Genomic DNA, 26,245 nt, shown 5'->3' on the forward strand with positions numbered 1-26,245 from the left:
GACACGCATGAACGTATTCAAGCCCACCCTCGTCGCCTTGGCCATGGCCGCACTGCCGGCCTTTGCCCAGGTGAGCGTCACGGTCGACACCACGAAGCCCGGTCCGGTCATCAACAAGAACGTCTACGGCCAGTTCGCCGAGCACCTCGGCACCGGCATCTACGAGGGCCTGTGGGTCGGTCCGCAATCGAAGATCCCGAACACCCGCGGCTGGCGCAACGACGTGGTCGGCGCGCTGAAGGAACTGAAGGTGCCGCTGGTGCGTTGGCCGGGCGGCTGCTTCGCCGACGAATACCACTGGCGCGACGGCATCGGCGCCCGCAACAAGCGTCCGGTGAAGGTCAACACCCACTGGGGCGGCGTGGCGGAAGACAATGCCGTCGGCACCCACGAGTTCTTCGACCTGGTCGAGATCCTGGGCACCGAGGCCTATGTCAACGGCAACCTCGGGTCCGGCACCCCGCAGGAGATGGCGGAGTGGCTCGAGTACATGACCTCGGACACCAAATCGACCCTGGCCGAGCAGCGCCGCAAGAACGGCCGCAAGGAGCCGTACAAGGTCGCCTTCTTCGGCATCGGCAACGAAGCCTGGGGCTGCGGCGGCAACATGAAGCCGGAGTACTATGCCAACCTGTACAACCACTACGCCACCTTCCTGAAGACGCCGCCGAATGCGCGTCCGAAGATGATCGCCAGCGGCGGCAACGACGACGACACCAAGTGGACCGAAGTGCTGAGCAAGGAGGCCGCACGCGGCACCGACGGCATCAGCTTCCACTTCTACACCCTGCCGACCGGCGTGTGGGAGAAGAAGGGCGCCGCCACCGGCTTCCCGGAATCGGAATGGTTCTCGACCATGCAGCAGACCATGCGCATGGACGGCCACATCCGCCGCAACGTGGCCATCCTGGACAAGAACGATCCTGAGAAGAAGATCGGTTTCTATGTCGACGAATGGGGCACCTGGTACGACGTGGAGCCGGGCACCAACCCGGGCTTCCTGTTCCAGCGTAATACCATCCGCGACGCGGTCGTGGCGGCGGTCAACTTCAACATCTTCCACGCCCACGCCGAACGCGTGCGCATGACGATGATCGCCCAGATGGTCAACGTGCTGCAGGCGATGATCATCACCGACAAGGAAAAGATGCTCTTGACCCCGACCTACCACGCCTACAAGATGTACATCCCGTTCCAGGATGCGACCTCGCTGCCGGTGGCGGTGGACAACGACGTGGCCTACTCGAGCAACGGCAAGTCGGTGCCGGGCATCAGCGCCTCGGCTGCCCGCGGCAAGGACGGCAAGACCTATGTCGCTTTGGTGAACACCCACCCGACCCGCGCCAGCGACATCACCCTGAACGTGGGTGGGCAGAACGTGACCGGTGTCTCGGGCCAGATCCTGACCGCCGACGCCATGGACGCGCACAACACCTTCGAGAAGCCCCAGGCAGTCAAGCCGGCGCCGTACAACGCGAAGGCGGCTAATGGCAAGCTGACTATGAAGGTGCCGGCGAAAGCGGTGATTGTTGTGGCGGTTGATGCTTAATAGTTAGCTTGTAGACCGTCGTCCCCGCGCAGGCGGGGATCCAAGTTTGCTTGAGCTATCGAGACGCTAAACTTGGGTCCCCGCCTGCGCGGGGATGACGGTTTTACAGCTAACAACGTTTTCACTTGAACCAGGATAGCGCGATGTCTTTAATTACTCGCATTGGGGCAGCCGTGGTGGCTCTCGCCGCAGCACTGCCGGCCTTCGCCGCCCAAGTCAGCGTCCACGACCCCGTCATGGCCAAGGACGGCAACAAGTACTACCTCTTCAGCACCGGCCCCGGCATCACCTTCTACAGCTCGGACGACATGAAGAGCTGGAAGCCAGAGGGCCGCGTCTTCCCCGGGGAACCCGCCTGGGCCAGGAAAGCCGCCCCGACCTTCAACGACCACATCTGGGCCCCGGACATCTACCACCACGACGGCAAGTACTACCTGTACTACTCGGTCTCCGGCTTCGGCAAGAACACCTCCGGCATCGGCGTGACGACCAACGCGACGCTGGACCCGCGCGCGCCGAACTACCGCTGGGAAGACCAGGGCATGGTGCTGCAATCGGTGCCGGGCCGCGACCTGTGGAACGCGATCGACTCACACGTCATCGACGACGAGAAGGGCACGCCATGGATGTCCTTCGGCTCGTTCTGGTCAGGCCTCAAGCTGGTCAAGCTCGACGCCAGCCGCACCAGGCTGGCCGAGCCCCAGGAGTGGCACACGATCGCCCGCCGCGAGCGCCCGGCCTTCACCCCCGACGAAGAACCCGGCGCCGGCCACATCGAAGCGCCTTTCATCTTCCGCAAGAACGGCTGGTACTACCTGTTCGCCTCCTGGGACCTGTGCTGCAAGGCCAAGGACAGCACCTACAAGGTGGTCGTCGGCCGCTCGAAAAAGGTCACCGGCCCTTATCTCGACCGCGATGGCGTCGACATGGCCAAGGGCGGCGGTTCGCTCGTGATCCAGGGCGACAGCGACTGGCGTGCGCTGGGCCACAACAGCGCCTACACCTTCGACGGCAAGGACTACCTGGTGCTGCACGCCTACGAGACGGCCGACAAGTATCTGCAGAAGCTGAAAGTTCTGGACATGAAGTGGGACCAGGATGGCTGGCCGACGGTGGACCAGAAGGACCTCAACCGCTACAAGAGCAGCCTGCAAAAATGAAGACAGGGATCGCAGCTTTGAGTTTACTCGTCGCCGGCGCATGGGCGCAGGCGGCAGACCTGTTCCCGCTGGCGGACGTGAGACTCAAGCCCGGTCCCTTCCTGGACGCCCAGACCACCAACCTCAACTACTTGATGGCGCTGGAGCCGGACCGGCTGCTCGCGCCCTTCCTGCGCGAAGCCGGCCTGGAGCCGCGCAAGCCCGGCTACGGCAACTGGGAGTCGACGGGACTGGATGGCCACATGGGCGGACACTACCTGTCGGCGCTGGCGCTGATGCATGCCTCGACCGGCGACGGCGAAGTGCTGCGCCGCCTGAACTACTTCGTCGCGGAGCTCAAGCGTGCGCAGCAGGCCAACGGCGACGGCTACGTCGGCGGCATTCCGGGCGGGCGCCAGGCCTGGCGCGACATCGCGGCCGGCAAGCTGGAGGCGGACAACTTTTCCGTCAACGGCAAGTGGGTGCCCTGGTATAACCTGCACAAGGTCTATGCCGGCCTGCGCGACGCCTACCGCTACGCCGGCAACGAGGATGCGAAGGCGATGCTGGTCCAGCTGTCCGACTGGGCGCTGGGATTGACGTCGCGCCTGTCCGAGCAGCAGATGCAGCAGATGCTGCGCAGCGAGCATGGCGGCATGAACGAGATCTTCGCCGACGTCGCCCACATGACGGGCGACAGGAAGTACATGATGCTCGCGCTGCGTTTCTCGCACCAGGCCATCCTGGAACCACTGGAGAAGGGCGAGGACAAGCTGACCGGCCTGCACGCCAATACCCAGATCCCGAAGGTGATCGGCTTCAAGCGCATCGCCGACCTCGCAAAGCGTGAAGACCTGGACAAGGCCGCCAAATTCTTTTGGCAGACCGTCATCGAGCATCGCACGGTGGCCATCGGCGGCAACAGCGTCAAGGAGCACTTCCACGACCAGAAGGACTTCGGCCCGATGGTCAACGAGGTCGAGGGGCCGGAGACCTGTAACACCTACAACATGCTCAAGCTCACCCAGATGCTGTTCCAGTCGGAGCAGAAGGGCGGCTATGGCGATTACTACGAACGCGCGCTGTACAACCACATCCTGTCGTCCCAGCGGCCGGGCGGCGGCTTCGTCTACTTCACCCCGATGCGGCCGAACCACTACCGCGTGTATTCGCAGGTGGACCTGGGCATGTGGTGCTGCGTGGGTTCGGGCATCGAGAGCCATGCCAAGTACGGCGAGTTCATTTACGCCCACGAGGGCGACGCCTTGTTCGTCAACCTGTTCGTTCCCTCGACCCTGAACTGGCGCGAACGGGGCGTCAGGCTGACCCAGAGCACGCGCTTCCCGGATGCGGACAGCACACGCCTGACCGTGGACCAGGGCGGCAAGTTCACCATGAAGATCCGCTATCCGGCCTGGGTGGCGCCGGGCCGCATGCAGGTCAAGGTCAACGGCAAGGCGGTCAAGATCGATGGCCAGCCTGGCAGCTATGTGAGCGTCGCGCGTGAGTGGAAGAAGGGCGACCGCGTCGACGTCCAGCTGCCGATGACGACCCGCCTGGAGCAGATGCCGGACAAGTCGAATTACTACGCCGTCCTGCACGGCCCGGTGGTGCTGGCGGCCAAGACCCGCCTGTTCGCCGACGAAAAGCTCGACTTCCTGGCCGACGACTCGCGCATGGGGCATATCGCCAATGGCCAGATGTGCCCCCTGGAGGCGGCGCCGATGTTCGTCAGCGATTCGAAGGATTTTATTCGCAGGTTCAAGAAGGTAGCAGGCAAACCGCTGACTTTCACCGCGCCCGGGCTGGTGCATGGCGCGGACGGGGCCAGGACCGAGTTCATTCCCTTCTTCCGCCTGCACGAGTCGCGCTACACGATGTACTGGCAGCATTCGACGCCGGCCGGACTGCAGCAGCTCCAGGCTGCGAACGCCGCCCGCGAGGCGGAGCGCCTGGCGCTGGACGCCCGCACCATCGACCAGATCGCGCCGGGCGAGCAGCAGCCGGAATCGGACCACTTCTTCAAGGGGGAGGGGAGCGAGGCCGGGATCAACAACGGGCGGCACTGGCGGCATGCGAGCAAATGGTTCAGCTATGAACTGAGCGATCCGAAGCAGGAAGCGAAAGTGCTGCGCCTGAGTTTTGCGAAGGCGGATGCGGGGCGGCAGTTCGATGTGCTGGTCAATGGGCGGCTGCTGGCGCAGGTCACCCTGGCGGCGGATGCCAGGGAGGAGATCTACACGGTGGATTATCCGATTCCGGAGGCGATGCGGGTGGCGGCGCAGGGGAAGATAAGTGTGCGTTTCGTTGCGCGGCCAGGGTCGGTGGCGGGTGGGTTGTACGGCTTGCGCTTACTTCGTTAGCGATCACGCACGCGGTTTTCCGTCCGCACCATGAATACGTCATCCCCGCGAAGGCGGGGGTTAGCGATCACGCACCCCGTTTTCCACCCGCACCATGAATACGTCATCCCCGCGAAGGCGGGGACCCAAGTTTGCTGACGTATCGATAGCGGTTACCTCAGCGGTACGCACGGAAACATGGGTTGCCGCCTTCGCGGGAATGACGGTTTTGTCGCTAGCTGATGCGCAAAATTATCTGAGGGGCATATTTCGATGCCAAAATCAGTATCTACTGGTTCAAAAAAGTGATTGGATCAGTATCTCACTTTCCCCTAGTATTGAGTGACAACAATACCGGAGACAAGTGATGAGACTCACCCGCAGGAACCTCCTGGGCGCAGCCATGGCTGCATCGTTCGCAATCGCCAGCCCTGCCTTTGCCGCCAAGCCCCTCACCATCGGCTTCTCCCAAGTCGGCGCCGAAAGCGAATGGCGCACCGCGAACACCGCCTCCATCAAGGACGCCGCCAGAAAGGCCGGCGTCAACCTGAAATTCGCCGACGCCCAGCAGCGCCAGGAAAACCAGGTCAAGGCCATCCGCTCCTTCATCGCCCAGCGCGTCGACGTGATCGCCTTCTCCCCGGTGGTTGAATCGGGCTGGGATACCGTCCTGCGCGAAGCCAAGGCCGCCAAGATCCCCGTCATCCTGACCGACCGCGCCGTCAAGGTCAGCGACCCTTCGCTCTACGTCAGCTTCATCGGCTCGGACTTCGTGGAAGAGGGCCGCCGCGCCGCGCGCTGGCTGGTGGAACACGCGAAGAAGAACCCGAACCGCAGCTACAACATCGTCGAGCTGCAGGGCACCGTGGGCTCGGCCCCGGCCCTGGACCGCAAGGCGGGTTTTGCCGAGGTCATCGCCGGCAACCCGAAGCTGAAGATCATCCGCTCCCAGACCGGCGACTTCACCCGGGCCAAGGGCAAGGAGGTCATGGAAGCCTTCATCAAGTCCGAAGGCAAGAACATCAATGTGCTGTATGCGCACAACGACGACATGGCCATCGGCGCCATCCAGGCGATCGAGGAAGCCGGCATGAAGCCGGGCAAGGATGTCCTGGTCGTGTCGATCGACGGCGTGCGCGGCGCATTCGAGGCCATGTTGCAGGGTAAGCTGAATGTGACGGTGGAGTGCAATCCGCTGCTCGGCCCGCAGCTGATCCAGACGGCGCAGGCGGTGAAGGCCGGAAAGCCCGTCCCGAAGCGCATTACCGTGAACGAAGGTGTGTTCCCAGCTGAAGTCGCGGCCAAGGAATTCCCGAACCGTAAGTACTGAGGCGCGCAGTGCTCACTCCTACGCTTGCCTCGACCAACCCGACGCCGGTGCTGGAAGTCACCGGCATCCACAAGCAGTTCCCGGGCGTGAAGGCGCTTTCGGATGCGGGCCTGCGCCTGTATCCGGGCGAGGTCCACACCTTGATGGGCCAGAACGGCGCCGGCAAGTCCACGCTCATCAAAGTGCTGACCGGCGTCTACCAGCCGGAACGCGGCAGCATCGTCCTCGATGGGCGGCGGATCGAACCCCGCTCCACCCAGCACGCGCAGGAGCTGGGCATCAGCACGGTGTACCAGGAAGTCAACCTGTGCCCGAACCTGTCCGTGGCCGAGAACATCTTCATCGGCCGCTATCCGCGCCGCTTCGGCATGATCGATTGGCGGACCATGCGCAGCCAGGCGGCCGCGCTGCTGGCCAAGCTGCAGATCCATATCGACGTTGCCAAGCCGCTGACGAGCTATCCGCTGGCGATCCAGCAGATGGTCGCCATCGCCCGCGCCACCAGTGTCTCGGCCAAGGTGCTGATCCTGGACGAGCCGACCTCCAGCCTGGACGAAGCGGAAGTGCAGCTGCTGTTCTCGGTGCTGCGCGGCCTGCGCGAGCAGGGCATGGCGATCCTGTTCGTCACCCACTTCCTCGACCAGACCTACGCGATCTCGGACCGCATCACCGTGATGCGCAACGGCGAGCGTGAAGGCGAATACGCCTGCAGCGAGCTGTCGCGCCTGGCCCTGGTCAACAAGATGATCGGGGCGGCCAACGAAACGCCGGAGCAGATTTCCCTCGGCGCGGGTGAGGACACATCGGCCAACGAAGTCCTGCTGCGCACGAAGCAGCTCGCCCGCCGCGGCGTGCTGGCCCCGGTGGACATCGAGGTGCGCAAGGGCGAGTTGCTCGGCCTGGCCGGCCTGCTGGGCTCCGGCCGTACCGAGACCGCGCGCCTGCTGTTCGGCGCCGACAAGGCCGACAGCGGCGCCATCGAAGTCAACGGCAAGGCGCGCCACTTCGCCACGCCGCGCGATGCGATTGCCGAAGGCATCGGCTTCTGCTCGGAAGACCGCAAGCACGAGGGCGCGATCCTGTCGCTGTCCGTGCGCGAGAACCTGATCCTGGCCTTGCAGGCCAAGCAGGGATTGATGCGTGCCATTCCGCTGCGCCGCCAGCAGGAACTGGCTAGCTATTATGTGAAACAGCTGGGGATCAAGACGGCCAGCATCGAAACGCCGATCGGCTCGCTCTCGGGCGGCAACCAGCAGAAGGTGCTGCTGGCGCGCTGGCTGGTGACCGAGCCGAAGCTGATGATCCTCGACGAACCGACGCGCGGCATCGACGTGCGCGCCAAGCAGGAAATCATGGATTATGTGTCGACCCTGTGCCGCAAGGGCATGTCTATGCTGTTCATCTCGTCCGAGCTGCCCGAGGTGCTGCGCGTCAGCGACCGCGTGGTCGTCATGCGCGACCGCCGCACCTGCGGCGAATACCGCCGTGGTGAACTCGACGACCAGTCGGTGCTGCACGTGATCGCCGGCGGGGAGAAATGCGCATGATCGTCAAGGAACCCATCCCGGTGAGCACGCCGGCTGCCCCCGCCGCGCCGGCGCCCAGGCCTTCGCCCATCGCGTCCGCGCTGGCGCATCCGCTGTTCCGGCCCCTGGCCGCGCTGGCGGTGCTGCTGCTGATCGACTTCCTCTTGATTCCGGGCTTCTTCCGCCTCGAGATCAAGGACGGCCACCTGTACGGCAGTCTGGTCGACATCGTCAACCGCGCCGCACCCCTGATGCTGGCCGCGATCGGCATGACCCTGGTGATCGCCACGCGCGGGATCGACATCTCGGTCGGCGCCGTGGTGGCGCTGTCCGGCACCGTCGCCTCGATGCTGATCGGCGGGACCATGGTCATCAACGACGGCGTGCCCGAGTACGTGGCCCAGACCCCGATGGCGCTGGCGCTCGGCGCCGCCATGGGTGCGGCCTTGTTGTGCGGCCTGTGGAACGGCGCCCTGGTGGCCGGCCTGGGCCTGCAGCCCATCGTCGCGACCCTGATCCTGATGGTGGCGGGGCGCGGCCTGGCCCAGCTGCTGACGGACGGGCAGATCGTCACGGTCTACTACCAGCCTTTCTTCTTCCTGGGTAGCGGATACCTGGCAGGCCTGCCGTTCGCGCTGTTCGTGGTGGCGGCGGTGTACGCGGTCACCGCCTTCCTGCTGCGCCACACGGCCCTGGGCCTGTTCATCCAGTCGGTCGGCATCAACCCGGTGGCGGCGCGCCTGGCCGGCATCCGCACGGCGGCGCTGATCGTGTTCGTGTACGTGTTCTCGGCGGCCTGCGCCGGCATGGCCGGGCTGATGATCAGCTCCAACGTGAAGAGCGCGGACGCCAACAACGCCGGCCTGCTGCTGGAGCTGGACGCGATCCTGGCGGTGACCCTGGGCGGCACTTCGCTCGCGGGCGGCAAGTTCAGCCTGGTGGGCAGCATCATCGGCGCGCTGATCATCCAGACGCTCACCTACACCATCTATTCGCTGGGCGTGCCGCCCGAGGTCAACATGGTCGTCAAGTCGGTCGTGGTCTTCCTGGTCTGCATTTCCCAGTCGGATCAATTCAAACAGCTTTGGAAGAGGAGAGCGGCATGAGCGCGCTGATCCAGGGCGTGCGGGCGCTGCCCGGCATGCCGTCCTTTACCTCGCTCGTCACGGTGGTGCTGCTGGCGGCGATGCTGCTGATCGGCGGTGCGATGTACGAGGGCTTCCTGTCGCTGCAGGTGATGCTCAATCTCCTGATCGACAACGCCTTCCTGCTGGTGATCGCCATCGGCATGGGATTCGTGATCCTGTCGGGCGGGATCGACCTGTCGGTCGGCGCGGTGCTGGCGCTGGCGACCATGATCTCGGCCTGGCTGCTGCAGGTGGCGCACTGGCCGCCGGTGGCGGTGATCGGCGCCGTGCTGCTGCTCGGCGCCCTGTTCGGCGGCGGCATGGGGGCGATCATCCACGTCTTCCGGCTGCAGCCCTTCATCGTGACCCTGGCCGGCATGTTCCTGGCGCGCGGGCTGTGCTACCTGATCAGCATCGAATCGATCACCATCGAGGATCCGCTGTTCGTGGCCATGTCGCAGACCCAGCTTCCCTTCCTGGGTGGCTTCCTGTCGCCGGGCGCGCTCATCGCGCTGCTCATGCTGGCGCTGGCGGTGTGGCTGGCGCATTTCAGCTCGTTCGGACGCGCCGTGTATGCGGTGGGCGGCAACGAGCAGTCGGCGGCCATGATGGGCTTGAGCGTCGGGCGCACCAAGATCCTGGTGTACGCCTTCAGCGGCTTCTGCGCGGCGCTGGCGGGGGTGCTGTTCTCGTTCTACATGCTGTCGGGGTATGGGCTGCATGCGCAGGGAACCGAGCTGGATGCGATTGCCGCCGTCGTCATCGGCGGGACCTTGCTGACCGGGGGCTACGGCTATGTGGCGGGCGCCCTGTCCGGCGTGCTGGTGCTGGGCACCATCCAGACCCTGATTGCCTTCGATGGGACGCTGAGTTCGTGGTGGACCAAGATCGTCATTGGCGCGCTGCTGTTTGTGTTTTGCGTGGTACAGCGGGTGATGGCGTTCAAATCCAAAGGATAGCGGTTCGCACGCAGCCACCAACATAAGAATCAATCAAAGGAGACCCCATGTTCAAACCCTGCGTCCTGGCCGCGCTATTTTCCGCCGCATCACTCGCCAACGCCGCCAACCCCATCGTCAAGAACATCTTCACCGCCGACCCGGCCGCCCTGGTCGACAAGGGCCGCGTCTACCTCTACGTCGGCAAGGACGAAGCCCCCGCCGGCGGCAAGGATTACGTCATGAACGAGTGGCGCGTCTACTCGAGCTGCGACATGAAGAACTGGACCGATCACGGTTCGCCGCTGAAGTACAGCACCTTCAAGTGGGCCGGCCGCGACGCCTGGGCCTCGGACATCACCAAGCGCAACGGCAAGTACTACTTCTACTCGACCGTCGACCACGCGACCATCCCGGGCAAGGCCATCGGCGTGGCCGTCTCCGACTCCCCGACCGGCCCCTTCGTGGACGCCATCGGCAAGGCCCTGGTCTCGAACGACATGACCAGGCAATCCGCCATCCTGTGGGACGACATCGACCCCGCCGTCTTCATCGACGACGACGGCCAGGCTTATCTCTACTGGGGCAACACGGTCATGAAGTGGGCCAAGCTGAAACCCAACATGGTGGAGCTGGACGGTCCGATCCATACCGTCGGCCTGGACCAGTTCACCGAAGCCGCCTACCTGCACAAGCACAAGGGCACCTACTACCTGACCTATTCGCGCCAGTTCCCGGAAGAGACGGTCTACATGACCGGCCCGAGCGCCACCGGTCCCTGGACCTGGGGCGGCCAGATCATGGAGCCGAACGCCAACGTCAAGACGATCCACCAGGCGATCGTCGACTTCAACGGCAAGTCCTACATCTTCTACCACAACGGCAAGCTGCCGGGCGGGGGCGAGTTCCGCCGTTCGGCCGCCGTCGAGGAGCTGCGCTACGGCCCGGACGGCAAGATCCTCAAGGTCGCCCAGACCGCCGAGGGCCCGGCCGCCAACCCGTCCCCGGGCTGCAAGTGATAAGCGCCCGGCGATATGTCGGCCCAGTTGATATCCAAAATGATATTATTTTCTGATGGATACAACGAACCCGAACTGGTTTTTGAAGGCGCGCCTCAAGACGCGCCAGCTGCTGCTTCTGATCGCGCTGGACGACTACCGCAACATCCACCGCGCGGCCGAGGAGCTGCACATGACGCAGCCCGCGGCGTCCAAGCAGATCAAGGATCTCGAAGAGATGCTGGACGTGCGGCTGTTCGAGCGCCTGCCGCGCGGGATGGAGCCGACCATCTACGGCGAGACGATGATCCGCCACGCGCGCATGGCGCTCACCAGCCTGGCGCTGGCCCACGACGACATCGTGGCGCTCAAGGCCGGCCTGGCGGGGCAGGTGGAGGTGGGCGTGATCATGTCGCCGGCAATGGCCTTGCTGCCGCGCGCGATCGCGCGCATCAAGGAACAGGCGCCGCTGCTGCGCATCGGCGTGCAGGTCGAGTCCAGCAACGTCCTGCTCGACAAGCTGCAGCACGGCACCCTGGACTTCATGATCGGCCGCATCCTCGAGAAGGAGGATTCCACGGGCCTGATCTACGAGGAGCTGACCGAGGAACCCGCCTGCGCGGTGGTGCGTCCCGGCCATCCGCTGCTGGAGAACAGGCAGCTGGAGCTGAAGGACATCGCCGACCGGCCGTGGATCCTGCCGCCGCCGGGCAGCATCCTGCGCCACCGCTTCGACATGATGTTCCGCCGCGCGGGCCTGGTGCCGCCGGTGAACGTGGTCGATACGACCGCGCTGCTGCTGGTGACGGCGCTGCTGCAGCAGACCGACGCGCTGCACGTGATGCCGCAGGAGGTCGCGCAATATTATGCCTCGCTCAATGTGATGCGTATTCTACCAATCGAGCTACCCTGCAAGATGGACGCCTTCGGTATCATCAGGCAGCAGGACCATCTGCTGTCGCCGGGCGCCGACCTGCTGCTCAAGGCGGTGCGCGCGGCGGCCAGCGAAATCTACTAGCCGGCGGCAGACGCCTCCGGTCCTACCACCGGAGAATCCCTTGAACGCCATCGTCGGAGCGCTGAACCATTCCCTGCGGGTGCCGCTCGCGGCCGAGCTGCACTCGCGGCCCTTCCTGCGGCTCGACGCGCCCGAGGCGATCACCCACCTGGCGGTCTACCACGGCGTCGCATCCGGGCCGCCGCAGGCCCATTCCCAGCATCTGCTGCTGGGCGCGCTGTGCGAGCACTTCGGGGTGGCCGCGCCGCGGCCGGGCGCCAGTCACTTCTTCCACGACTTCGGCAGCTTCAGCCTGAAGTGGGAATGCCATACCGAGTTCGCCACCTATACCGTCACCTCCAGCCTGGCGCAAGACGTCGCGCCCCAGGAAGCCTTCGCCCACATGCCGCTGGCCTACCTGCCCGCGGCCTGGCTGGCGCAGCTGGCCGGGCGCCTGATGGCGGCCGCTCATGTGGCCCTGGTGAAGGGCGACGCCGACGCGTCAAGCCTGCCCAAGGTGTTCGAACGCAGCCTGCTGGCGCGCTCCTCGGTGATGCAGGGCGCGGAGCTGTGGAGCGACTTCGCGATCCAGGCCGACGGCTTCAGCCGTTTCGTCATCCGCGACATCGGCATGCGCGAACTGCAGGCGGGGCGCCTGGTGCAGCGCGTGCTGGAGATCGAAACCTACCGCATGATGGCCCTCCTGGGCCTGCCCGCCGCGCGCGCCGTGGGCCGCGAGCTGGACCGGGTGGAGGCGGAACTTGCCGAGCTGGCCGACGCCATGGTCGCCACCGACATGGCGCAGCCGGACGGAGGGAACGGGGACGAGCAGCGCCTGCTGGAGCAGATCACGCGCCTGGCGGCGCGCATGGAAAAGCTCTCCTTGGCCAACGGCTACCGCTTCTCGGCCTCGCGCGCCTATTTCCGCATCGTGCGCGCCCGCATCGAGGAGCTGCGCGAGGTGCGCATCGAGGGCACGCCCACCGTGGAGGAGTTCATGGAGCGCCGCCTGGAGCCCGCCATGCACACCTGCGAGGCGACCGGGGCGCGCCAGGAAGCGCTGGGACGGCGCATCGCCGACACCAACGACCTGCTGCGCACCCGCGTGGGCCTCGTGCAGGAGATGCAGAACCGCCGCATCCTGGAATCGCTCAACGCGCGCGCCGCCCAGCAGCTGCGCCTGCAGCTTGCGGTGGAAGGGCTGTCGGTGGCGGCGATCTCGTATTACCTGGTCGGCCTGCTCGGCTACGCCGGCAAGGCCGCCAAGGCGGCGGGATTGCCCCTGAATCCCGACCTGGCCCTGGGTGTGCTGGTGCCGGTGGTGGCCGGCGCGGTGTGGCTGGCCCAGCGGAGGGTGCACCACAAAATCGAGAAATCGCATTGATGTGTATCGAGCGCGCCCGATTTTGATAGCTCGTTATAATCGCCCGATTATAAAAAGTTGGCGGCTGTGCAACAAAAACGAGGTCAAGCACGTACCAACGTGGCAAGCCTGCCGGCCGCAACGTGATTCCGAACTGGGCGATCCTGATGAACAACGACAGCAGCTTCCTCTCCGTGGCTGTCGGCGGTATAACGCTGCCGGACCATCCGCAGGGCCGCGCATGGCCCACGTTTCCCCTTGGCGAACCCGCGTGCTGGCCGGACGGCCCGCGCGCCATCGCCGAGCTGATCGCCGGGTCGCGCTTCCCCATGCTCATGGCGCTGGGGCCGGAACTGCGCATGGTCTACAACGACGCCTACGCCGAGCTGCTGGGCGACAAGCACCCGGCCGCCCAGGGCATGCCATATCCGCAAGTGCGTCCGGAACTGTGGCTGCGCCTGCAGGAAGCCTTCGCCAAGGCGCAGGCGGGCGAATCGACCCAGCTCGAGAACGCGTTGATGGAGTTCGAGCGCAACGGCAAGCGTGAACGGCGTTTTTTCAGCGCCTCGATTTCGCCGGTGCGCCATGCGGGCGCCGTGGCGGGCGTCTACTGCGCGCTGTCCGAGACCACCTCCGACGTGCTGTCCGAGCACCGCCATGCCTTCCACCTGAAGCTGAGCGACACCCTCGGCGGCCTGGTCGACGCCGTGCACATCATGGAGGCGGCCAGCGCCATGACCGGCGAGACCCTGGGCGTGGCGCGGGTCGGCTATGGCGAGATCGACGCCGCCGGGCGCACCGTGAGCGTGGACCGCGACTGGACCGACGGCAGCGTCGCCAGCCTGGCCGGCGAATCGCGCCCGCTGGACGCCTTCGGCCCCGCCATCATCGCCCAGCTGCACACCGGGCGCACCCTGCGCCTGGACGACATCGCCCTCGACGAACGCGCCGCGCCGTATGCGGACGGCTACGCAAGCATCGGTGCACGCTCGATGGTGATCGTGCCCATCATGGAAGAGGGCCGGCTGGCGGCGATCTTCTACCTGCACGAGAAGAGCGCCCGCCACTGGGCCGACCAGGAAGTGGCGATGGCCGAGGACGTGGCGCGCCACACGCGCGAAGTGGTGCGCCGCTCGCGGGTGGAGGAGTCGCTGCGCGACGAGACCCGCATTCTCGAGATGGTCAATCGCAGCGGCCAGGTGCTGGCTTCGACGCTCGACCTGAACACCGTCCTGCAAACCGTCACCGACGCCGGCACCGAACTTTCCGGCGCGCGCTTCGGCGCCTGCTTCTACCAGAGCGAAGGCGAGGGCGAGCCGATGCGCCTGCACGCGCTCACCGGCGCCGCCTGCGAGCAGGTGCGCCAGCTCGGCGCGCCCTCGGCGAGCGGCGTGTTCCGGCCCGTGTTCAGCGGCGAAGGGCCGATGCGCTGCGACGACGTGCTGGCGGACCCGCGCCACGCGGGGCTGCCGGCGGGGCACCTGCACGTGCGCAGCTACCTGGCGATGCCGGTGGTGTCGCGCTCGGGCAAGGTGCTGGGCGGCCTGTTCTTCGGCCATCCCGAGCCGGGCATGTTCAGCGAACGGACCGAGCGCATCATCGCCGGCGTGGCCGCCCAGGCGGCGGTGGCGATGGACAACGCGCGTCTTTACGAATTCGCGCAGAAGTCGGCGCTGGAGCGCGACGCGCTGCTGCAAAGCGAGCGTGCGGCGCGGGTGAAGGCCGAGCGCCTGAGCCACGCCAAGGACGAATTCCTGGCCATGCTGGCGCACGAGCTGCGCAATCCGCTGGCGCCGATCAGCAGCTCGGCCAGTTTGCTGAGCATGCAGTTCGCGAACGAGCCGCGTATCTGCCAGACCAGCACCATCATCAGCCGCCAGGTGCGCCACATGAGCCGCCTGATCGACGACCTGCTGGACGTCTCGCGCGTCACGCGCGGGCTGGTCAAGCTCAAGCTCGGCACGGTGGATTTCCGCGACGTGGTGACGGGCGCGCTCGACCAGACCCGGCCCCTGGTGCAGGAGAAGCACCACCAGGTGACGCTGCGCATGCCGGACCATCCGGTGTACGTGAAGGGCGACCAGACCCGCCTGGTGCAAAGCGTGGCGAACATCCTCAACAACGCGGCCAAGTACACGCAGAAGGCGGGCAGCATCGCGCTGAGCTTGGACGTGCGCGACGGCGAGATGGTGCTGCGGGTGCGCGACAACGGCTCCGGCATGCCGGCCGACCTGGTGCCGAACGTGTTCGACCTGTTTACCCAGGGCGCGCGCACGCTGGCGCGCTCGCAGGGCGGGCTGGGACTGGGCCTGGCGCTGGTGAAGAAGCTGGTGGAGCTGCACGAGGGCGACGTGCGCGCACACAGCGAGGGCGTCGGCCTGGGCAGCACCTTCACCTTGACCCTGCCTTGCGTGGCGGCCTGCAATGAAGGCGGCGACCCGCGGGACGGGGCGCCGGCGGACGGCGTCGCCCTGCAGCGCAAGCTGCGCCTGATCGTGGTCGACGACAACACCGACGCGGCCGACAGCCTGGCGATGCTGCTGAGCGTGCAGGGCTATGCGGTCTCGGTCGACTACGATGCGGCCTCCGCGATCGGCCGTGCGCGCAGCGAGCGGCCGGACGTGATGCTGATCGATATCGGCCTGCCCGACATGGACGGCTACCAGCTGGCGGAACGCTTGCGCGCCCAGCCCGAGACGGCGCACACGGTGCTGGTGGCGATCACCGGCTACGGCCAGCCCAAGGACCGCGAGCGCGTGCTGGCGGCCGGGATCGGGCATCACCTGGTCAAGCCGGTGGACATGACGGCGCTGGTGCGCATCCTCGAGGCCTCGGCCGCGGCAGCCGCCGCGGCGCAGGTATGATGCTTCTTCCGCTATTGAAAGGATAAGCATGTCCGATTTCGTCATCACCGCTCCCGCCGCGCCTTCGGTGGCCGTGGCGGGTTCCACCGCCCGTTTCCCCGTGCGCCGCGTGTTCTGCGTCGGCCGTAACTACGCCGCCCACGCGCGTGAAATGGGCAGCGACCCGTCGCGCGAACCGCCGTTCTTCTTCACCAAGCCGGCCGACGCCGTGGTGCCGGCCGAAGGCGCGCTGCCTTATCCGCCCATGACCGAGGACCTGCACCACGAGGTGGAGCTGGTGGTGGCGCTGGGCGCCGGTGGCGCCGACGTGGCGGCCGAGGATGCGCTGTCGCTGGTGTGGGGTTATGGCGTCGGCCTGGACCTGACCCGGCGCGACCTGCAGGCCGCGGCCAAGGATGCCGGCCGACCCTGGGACATGGCCAAGGGCTTCGACGCCTCGGCGCCGTGCAGCGCGCTGCGTCCCGCGAGCGAGACCGGGCATCCGGCGGCGGGACGCATCTGGCTCGAGGTGAACGGGCAGCTGAAGCAGCAGGGGGATGTGAACGAGATGATCTGGCCGGTGGCGGATGTGATCAGCTATCTGTCGCGCTTTGTCACGCTGGCGGCGGGGGACCTGATTTATTCGGGGACGCCGTCGGGGGTGGGGGCGCTGCGGCCGGGGGATAGCGTACGGGGTGGTGTGGATGGGGTGGGGACGTTTGAGCTGGAGATCGGGACGCGCTAACTTCCGTGCACGCAAACTTGGGTCCCCGCCTTCGCGGGGATGACGTGCTCAAGGCAGTGGTGAACGCATATTTTTACGCTAACCGTAAAACCGTCCGTGCTCAAGGCAGTGGTGAACGCATATTTTTACGCTAACCGTAAAACCGTCCGTGCCCAAGGCAGTGGTGAACGCATATTTTTACGCTAACCGTAAAACCGTCATCCCCGCGAAGGCGGGGACCCAGGTTCTGCAGCAGACCAATCAAGCTAGCTGTTAGCCATTAACAAGCGCATCTGCTCCACCAAGCGCACCCGCGCCGCATCGATCATCTCCCCATTCGTCTTCCCCGACAAGGCCGCCTTCTCCTTCCTCCCCAAAAAGTAAGCCACCCTTTCCGCATTCGCCCCCGACGGATGCGGCAGCCCATGCAGTATCCGGTCCGCCCGCAATACCCCGCGCTCCGCCAGCCACTCCAGCCCTTCGCTCACGCTCGCCCCCATCGGGACATACAGCGCCTCGGGCAGCATCGCCGCCTCGTGTGCGAAGTAGCGCAGCATTTCCTCGCGCAGGAAGGCCTGGCGCGGCATGGCCGGCGTGCCGCTGTAGTTCTTCCCGTCGACGAACACCGGATGGCGCAGGATCGCGCTTACCTGCACCAGGGGCGCGTCGACGTCGAACAAGGTGGCGCAGCTGGCGATGCCGAGCCAGCGCTGCAGGCCGATCGCATCCAGCAGGGCCACGAAATTGGGCCGGATCGCGCCGCTGAAGGCGCCCGTCAGGCGCGCCGCGCGCAGGGCGTCTTCGTCCGAGGCGCCGGCCGCCATCTGCCGCCGGGCTTCGCGCATCGCGTTCTTCCATTGCGCGAAACCGGGCGAGATGCCGACCACCACCACGCGCGCGGCCGGGTTCACGGATTCGAAGGGAATGTAGTGGCTGCTGTAGCGGCCTTCGCGCGCCAGCAGGAAGGCCGCGGGAATCGCCTGCGGCGAGCTTACGCCGGCCAGGTCGAGGTCGCGGATCGCCTGCCGGTAGCGGTCGAACAAAAGCTCCATGGGGCCAGTCGAGAGAAATGAACGGATACGCCATTGTGCCATCGCCTGAACCGCCAGCCCGGCCGTGCGCGCGCGAAAATTTGGTAGGCTAGCGCCATGGCCGGACGCAGCGCCGGGATGGGGAAGGAAGCATGACGCAAGTGGCCTTGATCACGGTGCACGGCATGGGGGTGACGCCGCCGAATTACGCGGACGCGCTGATGGACGCCCTGCGCACCCGCCTGGGCGCGCTGGCGGGCCAGGTGGTGATGCGCTCGGTGTACTACCAGAAGATCCTGCAGGACAACCAGCTGCTGGTCTGGGACCGCACCAAGTCGCAAAGCGCGCTGCGCTACGACGACCTGCGCAAGTTCGTCCTGTACGGCTTCGGCGACGCGGCCGGGCTGGAAAACCGCAAGGAGATCCCGGGCTCGGTGTACGAACTGGCCCAGGGCGAGATCGCGCGCGCCTTGATGTCCGCGCACACGCTGCGGCCCGGCATGCCGGTCGTGTTCCTGGCGCAGTCGCTGGGCTGCCAGGTCCTGTCGAGCTACATCTACGACGCCCAGAAGGCGGCCGAGGCCAAGCCGGTGGGCGCAGGCATCTGGCGCAACATCGACCTGTGGGCGCAGCAGGCCTACGGGCGCGCCCTGACGGCGAGCGAGCGCAGCTTCCTGGCCGCGGGCAGCTGCGGCGGCCTGGTCACCACCGGGTGCAACATCCCGATCTTCGTCGCCGCCCACAAGGAAATGCACATCATCCCGATCCGTCCGCCGGCCAGCCGGTTCAAGTGGATCAACTTCTACGACCCGGACGACGCGCTCGGCTGGCCGCTGCAGCCGCTGTCCGGCGGCTACCGCGCCCTGGTCGAGGACCGCGCCATCAATGCCGGCGGCGGCGTGCTGGACACGGTGCTGAAGAGCTGGAATCCGCTCTCGCACAATCTCTACTGGCAAGACGATACCGTGCTCGACGCCATCGCGGCCATGCTGCGGCGGCTGGCGGCCTGAGGCTCAGCGCGCACTCTGCAGCGTCAATAGCGGCCGCACGTCGCCGGCCACCGCGCCACGCGCATTCTTGATGGACGGCTGGCGGTAGCGCTCCAGCAGGGTGCGCCGCGCATCGTTCAGTAGACCAAGCTGTTCCAGCACGCTGTAGGTGACGGGATGGAGGGCGCGGCTGGCGCCGTCCTGGATCTTGACCGCGATCCCGATCCCGGCCGAGCGCACGCCGATCGCCTGCACCGCGTCGGCGCCGATCTTCGCTACCCAGTCGCCGCCGCCGGCCGTCATCCAGAACAGGTCGGTGCGTTCCTCGCCCGACACCATGTCCGGCCGGCCCGTCATCGCATCGCACAGGATGCCCATTGCGCCGCCGAGCTGCGGATCGGCCGCGCCTTGCGCCAGGCGTGCATACAGGTGCGCGAGGCGCGCCAGCGGCATGGCGTAGTTGGGCGCGGAGCAGCCGTCGATCCCGACCGCCATCTGCGCGGCCGGCAGGCCCACGGTGTCCGCCAGGGTGTCGCGAATGGCCTGCTGCAGCGGATGGGCGCGCTCGACATAGCCGCGAGTCGGCGCGCCGTGCAGGCGGCACCAGGCCAGGAAGCCGCTGTGCTTGCCGGAACAGTTGTGGTGCAGCGGGGTCCAGTTGCCGTCCTGCGGCGCCGGCTGGCCAACGGCTTCGTAATAGAGCGGGGTGGCGCAGCCGCACTCGAGGTGGCTCTCGTCGAGCCCGATCTTGCCGAGGATGGAGCGCACGCCGGCCAGGTGGCGCTCTTCGCCGGAATGGCTGGCGCACAGCAGCGCGAGCTCCTCGCGCGCCAGGCCGAAGCGCGACGGACCGTCGGACAGGATGAAGGGCAGGGCCTGGAAAGGCTTGAGCGCCGAGCGCGTGAAGGTCGGATAGTGGGGATCGCCGGCCTGCCACAGCAGGCGGCCCTGGAGGTCGACGACGGCGACCGAACCGGCGTGCACATTTTCAATGGTGTAGCCGGTGTCGGCGTAGCCGCGGGTAGTGGCGGCGAGGGGGACTGGGTGCATGGGTCAAGGCTGTATGAGTAGTCGGTGCGGATACTCTACGGCATCGCGCCGCATGCAGACGCACGGTCGCAATGGTAGGGTTGGCCGGGGCGCGCAGCCGGCTCTGCCGCCGACGCGGTTCAAGCGACGCATGATCGATCACGCAAGCGTGCGTTGAGCGTGTCGGCGGCGAAGCCGCCAATCCCAGGCCTATCGCCAACGCAGCCTTTAGGTACGGGCCCTATACAAAATAAGGCATGCGCTGGAACAAGCATATACAGCTTGCGGTATGCATCCCCGAAACACGCCGGAAAACGCGTATGCACCGCATGCAGACATCGCGCCTGTGCACGCATATGCACCTCCCGTCTAGTCCCCGTTTTCCGCAATTCGTCGCGCCATTTCGCGCTTCGGTCTCACTCCGCTTGTTTGCATTCGGCGCCTGGCTACACTGTCTACATCGCCAGACAAACACAGTGAGCAGCTGGCGAAACTGAACAACGTGGGACCTGCGATCGCAAGCTTTGCCGCCAGGTCCGTTTTTTAGAATCGACCTGAAAGGAACTACATCATGCGCATCAAACAACTCGTCCTCTTCGCCGGCGCCGCCGTCTTGTCCTTCTCCGCTGCCGCTGGTCCGCAAGCCGGCACCGAACGCGTCGAAGTGGTTGGCAGCCAGCCTGCGCAAGTGCGCATGAAGCCCTTCATGTTCGACCGCGTGCAGGGTGAGTATGGGCTGGAAGATGGGCGCGTGCTGACCGTGAGCGGCACCGTCAACGGCCAGAGCCGCGTGCTCACCGCCGACCTCGGCGACGGCCCGATGGAAATCATCCACGTGGGCAAGGACAAGTTCGTGGCCGTCGACAAGGATGTGCGCTTCAGCTTCACCGGCGACCGCATCCCCGACGAAGTCGTGGTCAGCACTGCCGCCGGCAAAGTCCTGGCCTTAGCCAAGCGCTGATCCGAAGCGTCCCGCCTGGTAATCGGCGACCGCCTGCGCAATCTCGGCGCGGGTGGTCATGACGAAAGGCCCGTGCGCCACCACGGGCTCGCGAATCGGTTCGGCATGGCCGAACAGCAGCAGGGCGCCTGACTCGGTGCGCAGCTCCACTGCGTCACCGTCGTCGTCCAGCTCGACAAGTTGGTATGCGCTGATGGGATCGTCATGGCCGCCCACGACGATACTTCCGCGCACCACATACAGGAAGACCCTGCGCGGTGGCCGGACGGTGGCGCGAACATGTCCGCCTGCCCGCATGTCGAGCGTACTCATGAACACACCGGTCAGGGACGCGATGGCGCCCTGCCTGCCTTCCCATTCTCCCGCGATCAGCTGCATCGCAAGCTTGCCCTCGTCCAGTTCCAGGACAGGGATCTCGTCGCTCTGCAAGCCTGTATAGGCCGGCGCGCTCATCTTCAGGCGCGAGGGCAGGTTCACCCATAGCTGCAGGATCTCGACCGCGCCGCCCCGCGCGAGGAAGTCGCGCGGCGACACCTCCGCATGCACGATGCCGCTGCCGGCCGTCATCCATTGCACGCCGCCGGCACGGATCACGCTTTCGTGGCCCGCGTTGTCGCGGTGCGCCAGGCTGCCTTCGACGATGAAGGTCACGGTCTCGAAACCTCGGTGCGGGTGCGGCCCGAAGGGCAGGCCGCGGTTGTGCGGCGGATAGGTCTGCGGTCCATGGTGGTTAAGGAAGAGGAAGGGATCGAGCTGCTCGAGCAGCGGGTTCGGCAGCGGCCGGCGCGTCACCAGGTCGCCGATGTCGTCGCGCTGCGCCGGGTGGATGCGGTGGATGGTCTTGGCGCTCATGTCGGCTCCGGAAGGGCGGGTCGAAGAACCGTCGCGAGCGGCGGCAGTTGCGGTCGAGAAGCGCAATCGTACAGGCGTACGATGAGCATCGCAGATCGCGCATGCAAGGCGCAGCAGGTTTTTCGACGTGCCCTGAAGTGATGGTGGATGCCGCCACCATAACGCGAAGCACCGACAACGCGCGCACGCCCCCTATGCTAGACTCATTGCGCTTATGCAATTTGCAATATGCACCCTGGAGACAAGCGCCACATGGTTCGAAAAACACTGCTTGCCAGCCTGCTGCTGGCGACCGCCGCGGCGGGTCATGCCGCATCCGCCATCACCCCCGGCGAGCCCGCCGTCAAGGCCGCCAAGTACGCCGCCGCGACCTACCGCAACGACATCGTCGAGACGCTGGCCCGGCTGGTCAGCTACAACACGGTGGCCGACCCGACAGTCCCGTCGGACCGGAACCCCGTCCACATCGCCTTCAAGACCGCGCTCAAGCAGGAAGCCCAGCGCCTGGGCCTGGACTACGTCGACCACGGATGGGTCGTGATCGTGGGCCTGGGCAAGGGCACGGAACGCGTGGGCGTGATCACCCACGGCGACGTGCAGCCGGTCGACCCGGGCAAGTGGAAGAAGTCGCCCTTCGTGCTGGACCGCACGAGCGAACCGGGCAAGCTGCTGGCGCGCGGCGCCGAGGACGACAAGGGACCGATCGCCACCGCACTGTATGCGATGAAGGCGATCAAGGACCGCCAGGTGCCGCTGTCCAAGCGCATCGAGCTCTATGTGTACATGGGCGAGGAATCCGACTGGGGACCGCTGGTGGAGTTCCTCAAGACCCACGAACCGCCGCAGATGAACATCACGCTCGACGCCGAGTATCCGGCGGTGACGGCCGAGAAGGGCTACGGCACCGTGGCCGTGACCATCCCGAAGCAGGGGGCCGACACCGTGCCGGAAGGCGTGCCCCATATCGCGGAATTCGGCGGCGGCTTCTTCGGCAGCCAGATCCCGGAAGACGCCCGGGCCCTGATCGCCAACGCCACGCCGGAACTGGAAAAGCTGGTCCGCGCACGTGCCGCGAAACAGGACGGCATGCGCTATGGCTTCGCGTGGCAGGGCAAGAACCTGGCGGTGGACGCCAAGGGCGTGTCGGCCCACTCCTCGAAGCCGGAGGACGGGGTCAACGCCATCAGCATGCTGGCGGATGCCCTGGCCGTGCATGACTGGCCCAACACCACCGCCGGCGGCGTGGTGAACTACCTGAACGACATGGTCGGCACCGGTATCCACGGCGAGAAGTTCGGCAACATCGCCTACCGCGACGGCTTCATGGGGCCGATGACCTTCGCACCCACCGTCATCAAGCAGCGCGACGACGGCATCGAGGTCTCGATCAACATGCGTCGGCCGCAGGGCAAGAGCACCGAGCAGCTGACGGGCGAGGTCAACGCGGCGCTGGCCCAGTGGCAGGGCCGGCGCCTGCCGCTGGCGAACATCACGGTGCGCATCGGCGAACCCTGGATGCAGAAGAATCCACCGCAGCTGCCGACCCTGATGGGCGTATTCTCGTACTTCACCGGCATGAAGGACCCGAAGCCGATCTCGGTGGGCGGCGGCACCAACTCGCGCCTGTTCCCGAACGCCGTCAGCTTCGGGCCGACCATGCCGGGCAAGGTCTACACCGGGCATTCGGAACATGAGTTCATCACCACCAAGCAGCTGCTGCTGAACCTGCAGATGTACACGGCGGTGCTGGTCGAACTCGCGAAATAGCGGGCAGGTGGACGGGGTCATCCAAGCCAATGGCTTGGATGACGAAGGTCGACGCGTTCAAGCAGCGCTCGCAGTTCGAATCGCCTCATGCCGATGCATGCACCGGTCGAACGCGTGGACGGCGGAGCCGGCTGCCCGCCCCGGTCCTCCCTACGGCCAGCGCGGCCGGTCCTCTGTGTTTCTCCCTCCTTCCAGACCTGTCTACCTCAGCAGACCCGCTTCTGAGCCACTGCTCAGCCTGTAAGCGTTTGGCTCGCCAAAATGTGTAAATTTTTCTAATCATCGCGTAGGAATTGAACTACACTGGTGGGTGGTGTTAGCGCTACCTTCTGCGTTCTCCTAGGAGAGTCAAGCAGTTGCACGAAGGGGGGCAGGCACTCTGCGGACAGGGTCATTGACGCTCGGAAAATGCCTCGTGTCTGTACAGAAAATGTGGCGAAAACAGCATGTTAGGATCGGTTCTCACTCGCGAGGGCATCGATCGGCATGCCTCGATTCAGCGTGCCCGATTCGATGTGCTGTTCGCGCCGGACGTGACCGACAATTTACTGATTGCCATGCATAGCAAAGACCTCAAAAAACCGGACGGACGCAATCTCACTCTCTACAGCAACCAGCCGATTCCGGAGGGGCTCGTCGCGCCCAGTCCCTTCGCCGAACCCCAGCATGCGAATCCGCACCTGCGCTGGCATCCGCTACGCGGCGAATGGGTGACCTACGCGGCCTTCCGCCAGAACCGTACCTACCAGCCGCCGCCGCAATACAACCCGCTGGCGCCGACCAGGGACCCGGAGCACCCGACCGAGATGCCGGCCGGCGACTACGAGATCGCGGTGTTCGACAACCGTTTCCCGTCGCTGGCGCTGGAGTCGCACGACCCGCCGACCGTGACGGTGCCGACCGCGCCCGCCAACGGCCATTGCGAGGTGGTGGTGTTCACCCAAAGCCCGGACCGCGGGCTGGCCCACCTGCCGCTGTCGCGCATCTCGCTGCTGCTGGCCGTCTGGGGCGACCGCACCGTGCGCATCGGCGGCCAGCCGCATATCCATTACGTGCTGCCCTTCGAGAACCGCGGCGCCGAAGTCGGCGTGACCCTGCACCACCCGCACGGCCAGATCTATTCCTATCCCTTCGTGCCCGCCGTGCCGGCGCGCATGCTGGCCCAGGAGCGCGAATACTTCCTGCAGCACGGCACCAGCCTGCTGTGCGACATGGCGCGCGACGAAGCCGCCGACGGCAAGCGCGTGCTGTACCAGGACGAGCATGCGATCGCCTTCGTGCCGGCCTGCGCCCGCTATCCCTACGAGGTCTGGGTGATGCCGACCGCGCCGTGCAAGGACTTCGCCGCCCTGAGCCCGCCCCAGCGCGACGGCCTGGCGCGCGCGCTCAAGACCGTGCTGCTCAAGTTCGAGAATCTGTGGAACCGGCCTTTCCCTTACCTGATGGCCTGGTACCAGGCGCCGACCGACGGCGCCGAGCATCCGGAAACCCAGTTGCACTGCCAGTTCTATCCGCCTTACCGCACGCGCGACCGCCTCAAGTACCTGGCCGGCACCGAGCTGGCGGCCGGCATGTTCGCCATGGACGTCCTGCCCGAAACCACCGCTTACGAGCTGCAGCAGGTGGAGGTCGACCTGGAGGACGCCGAATGATGGGCGCACAAGCGCGCACCGCCGAGGTCAGCGACAAGCTGGCCGTGCTGCGCGCCGCGCTCCAGCAGGCGGGCGCCGGCGCCATCCGGCTGCGCGGCATGGACTGGTTCGCCTGGATCACCGGGGGCGGGTCGAGCGCGGTGCTGCATGCCGCCGAGACCGGCGTGGCCGAGGTGCTGGTGACGGATGACGAAGCCTGTGTGCTCACCGACGAGATCGAGGCCGAGCGCCTGCGCAACGAGGAAGTGCCGCCGGGTTTCACTTTCCACATCGAGCCCTGGGCCGAGCCCGAGCTGCGCGCCCGTTTCGTGGCGAACGCCGCCGGCGGCCGCGCGGTGCTGTCGGACCGTCCGGCGAACGGCGATCAGCCGCTGCCGCTCGGCCTGCGCCAGCGCCGCATGGTGCTCGGGCCGGCGGAACAGGACCGCTATCGCGCCCTGGGGCGCGAGGCGGCCGAGGCGATGAGCGAGGTGCTGCAGCGTGCGCATCCGGACTGGACCGAGTATGAGCTGGCCGGCGCCGGCGCCGACGCCCTGTGGCGGCGCGGCATCCATCCGGCCCTGGTACTGGCGGCCGGCGAACGGCGCCTGCCGCTGTACCGCCACCCGACGCCGTCGCACGAACGCATCGGCAAGCACGCGATGCTGGTGTTCTGCGCGCGCCGCCACGGCCTGTACGCGAACCTGACCCGCTTCGTCAGCTTCGGCGCCGCGCCCGAGGCGCAGCGCGCGCTGATGGACGTGGAGGCGACCGGCCTGGCGTCGGTGGTGCCGGGCAAGTCGCTGTCGGCCGTGTACCACGCGCTGGCCCAGGCCTACCGCCACGCCGACCGCGACGAGGCGATCCGCGAGCACCACCAGGGTGGCATCACCGGCTACCTGGCGCGCGAGATCGTCGCCACCGCCAGTACCGCCACCCAGCTGGAGCCCGGCATGGCGTTCGCGTTCAACCCCAGCTTCGAGGGCCTGAAAATCGAAGACACTTTCCTGCTCGGCCCCGACGGGCTCGAGAATCTCACGTTCGACCCGGCCTGGCCGGCGCTGGACGTACATGGCCGCAAGCGGCCGCTTTGGCTGGAGGCGCAATAA

The 26,245-nt window shown here is 66.4% G+C and carries 20 protein-coding genes; 17 read left to right on the forward strand and 3 right to left on the reverse strand.

Features of this window, described 5'->3' with window-relative positions:
- The first annotated feature begins 7 nt into the window (after nt 1-7).
- From V7778_RS10255 to V7778_RS10310, 12 genes are all read left to right on the forward strand, one after another.
- Nucleotides 8-1,549 carry an alpha-N-arabinofuranosidase gene (locus V7778_RS10255; RefSeq protein WP_335554818.1) on the forward strand — a complete coding sequence of 514 codons (1,542 nt, stop codon included), beginning with the start codon at nt 8-10 and terminating at the stop codon, nt 1,547-1,549.
- Nucleotides 1,550-1,692: 143 nt separating this feature from the next.
- Nucleotides 1,693-2,709, forward strand: a complete 1,017-nt coding sequence (locus V7778_RS10260) for an arabinan endo-1,5-alpha-L-arabinosidase (protein ID WP_335554821.1) — start codon at nt 1,693-1,695, stop codon at nt 2,707-2,709.
- Entirely contained in the window at nt 2,706-5,051 is a 2,346-nt protein-coding gene (locus V7778_RS10265; protein WP_335554823.1) for a glycoside hydrolase family 127 protein, read from the forward strand. The genes V7778_RS10260 and V7778_RS10265 overlap by 4 nt, the downstream gene beginning before the upstream one ends.
- A gap of 346 nt (nt 5,052-5,397) precedes the next feature.
- Nucleotides 5,398-6,360, forward strand: a complete 963-nt coding sequence (locus V7778_RS10270; RefSeq protein ID WP_335554826.1) for an ABC transporter substrate-binding protein — start codon at nt 5,398-5,400, stop codon at nt 6,358-6,360.
- 8 nt (nt 6,361-6,368) lie between these two features.
- Nucleotides 6,369-7,907 (forward strand): sugar ABC transporter ATP-binding protein, encoded by a 1,539-nt coding sequence (locus V7778_RS10275; RefSeq protein WP_335554829.1) that lies wholly within the window; start codon nt 6,369-6,371, stop codon nt 7,905-7,907.
- Complete coding sequence (locus V7778_RS10280) at nt 7,904-8,992, forward strand: ABC transporter permease (protein WP_335554832.1); 1,089 nt, start codon at nt 7,904-7,906, stop codon at nt 8,990-8,992. The genes V7778_RS10275 and V7778_RS10280 overlap by 4 nt, the downstream gene beginning before the upstream one ends.
- Nucleotides 8,989-9,972, forward strand: coding sequence for a galactofuranose ABC transporter, permease protein YjfF (gene yjfF, locus V7778_RS10285; RefSeq protein ID WP_335554834.1), 984 nt, complete (start codon nt 8,989-8,991; stop codon nt 9,970-9,972). Before V7778_RS10280 ends, yjfF begins: the two co-directional genes overlap by 4 nt.
- Before the next feature lie 47 nt (nt 9,973-10,019).
- Nucleotides 10,020-10,970 (forward strand): glycoside hydrolase family 43 protein, encoded by a 951-nt coding sequence (locus V7778_RS10290; protein ID WP_335554837.1) that lies wholly within the window; start codon nt 10,020-10,022, stop codon nt 10,968-10,970.
- Nucleotides 10,971-11,025: 55 nt separating this feature from the next.
- Entirely contained in the window at nt 11,026-11,967 is a 942-nt protein-coding gene (locus V7778_RS10295) for a LysR family transcriptional regulator (protein ID WP_335554840.1), read from the forward strand.
- A 40-nt stretch (nt 11,968-12,007) separates the two neighbouring features.
- The gene (locus tag V7778_RS10300; RefSeq protein ID WP_335554843.1) at nt 12,008-13,330 is read left to right on the forward strand and encodes a DUF3422 family protein; all 1,323 of its coding nucleotides are present in this window, start codon (nt 12,008-12,010) and stop codon (nt 13,328-13,330) included.
- A 146-nt stretch (nt 13,331-13,476) separates the two neighbouring features.
- Nucleotides 13,477-16,173, forward strand: a complete 2,697-nt coding sequence (locus V7778_RS10305) for a hybrid sensor histidine kinase/response regulator (protein WP_335554845.1) — start codon at nt 13,477-13,479, stop codon at nt 16,171-16,173.
- Between the two features lie 28 nt (nt 16,174-16,201).
- Nucleotides 16,202-16,897, forward strand: coding sequence for a fumarylacetoacetate hydrolase family protein (locus V7778_RS10310; RefSeq protein WP_335554849.1), 696 nt, complete (start codon nt 16,202-16,204; stop codon nt 16,895-16,897).
- Nucleotides 16,898-17,142: 245 nt separating this feature from the next.
- Here V7778_RS10310 and V7778_RS10315 read toward each other — a convergent pair whose 3' ends face one another.
- Complete coding sequence (locus V7778_RS10315) at nt 17,143-17,928, reverse strand: hypothetical protein (protein WP_335554852.1); 786 nt, start codon at nt 17,926-17,928, stop codon at nt 17,143-17,145.
- Nucleotides 17,929-18,059: 131 nt separating this feature from the next.
- On the opposite strand from V7778_RS10315, the gene V7778_RS10320 reads away from it, so the two are divergent.
- On the forward strand, nt 18,060-18,917 hold the full coding sequence (locus V7778_RS10320; protein ID WP_335554855.1) for a hypothetical protein: 858 nt from the start codon (nt 18,060-18,062) through the stop codon (nt 18,915-18,917).
- A 3-nt stretch (nt 18,918-18,920) separates the two neighbouring features.
- Here V7778_RS10320 and V7778_RS10325 read toward each other — a convergent pair whose 3' ends face one another.
- Nucleotides 18,921-19,946: an asparaginase gene (locus V7778_RS10325; RefSeq protein ID WP_335554858.1), complete on the reverse strand. Its 1,026-nt coding sequence runs from the start codon at nt 19,944-19,946 to the stop codon at nt 18,921-18,923.
- Nucleotides 19,947-20,496: 550 nt separating this feature from the next.
- Here V7778_RS10325 and V7778_RS10330 point away from each other — a divergent pair.
- Nucleotides 20,497-20,886 (forward strand): hypothetical protein, encoded by a 390-nt coding sequence (locus V7778_RS10330; RefSeq protein WP_335554859.1) that lies wholly within the window; start codon nt 20,497-20,499, stop codon nt 20,884-20,886.
- Here the strand turns inward: V7778_RS10330 and V7778_RS10335 are convergent.
- Nucleotides 20,872-21,738, reverse strand: coding sequence for a pirin family protein (locus V7778_RS10335; protein ID WP_335554861.1), 867 nt, complete (start codon nt 21,736-21,738; stop codon nt 20,872-20,874). The two genes, V7778_RS10330 and V7778_RS10335, sit on opposite strands and share 15 nt — an antisense overlap.
- 252 nt (nt 21,739-21,990) lie before the next feature.
- Here V7778_RS10335 and V7778_RS10340 point away from each other — a divergent pair, with 252 nt between their 5' ends.
- The 3 genes from V7778_RS10340 to V7778_RS10350 all read left to right on the forward strand — a co-directional run bounded on the left by V7778_RS10340 (nt 21,991) and on the right by V7778_RS10350 (nt 26,245).
- Nucleotides 21,991-23,505, forward strand: a complete 1,515-nt coding sequence (locus V7778_RS10340; protein WP_335554864.1) for a dipeptidase — start codon at nt 21,991-21,993, stop codon at nt 23,503-23,505.
- A gap of 557 nt (nt 23,506-24,062) precedes the next feature.
- Nucleotides 24,063-25,157, forward strand: coding sequence for a galactose-1-phosphate uridylyltransferase (galT, locus tag V7778_RS10345; RefSeq protein ID WP_335554866.1), 1,095 nt, complete (start codon nt 24,063-24,065; stop codon nt 25,155-25,157).
- Nucleotides 25,154-26,245 (forward strand): M24 family metallopeptidase, encoded by a 1,092-nt coding sequence (locus tag V7778_RS10350; RefSeq protein ID WP_335554868.1) that lies wholly within the window; start codon nt 25,154-25,156, stop codon nt 26,243-26,245. Before galT ends, V7778_RS10350 begins: the two co-directional genes overlap by 4 nt.

The organism is Massilia sp. DD77 (genome assembly GCF_036961685.1).
GTDB lineage: Bacteria > Pseudomonadota > Gammaproteobacteria > Burkholderiales > Burkholderiaceae_D > Telluria.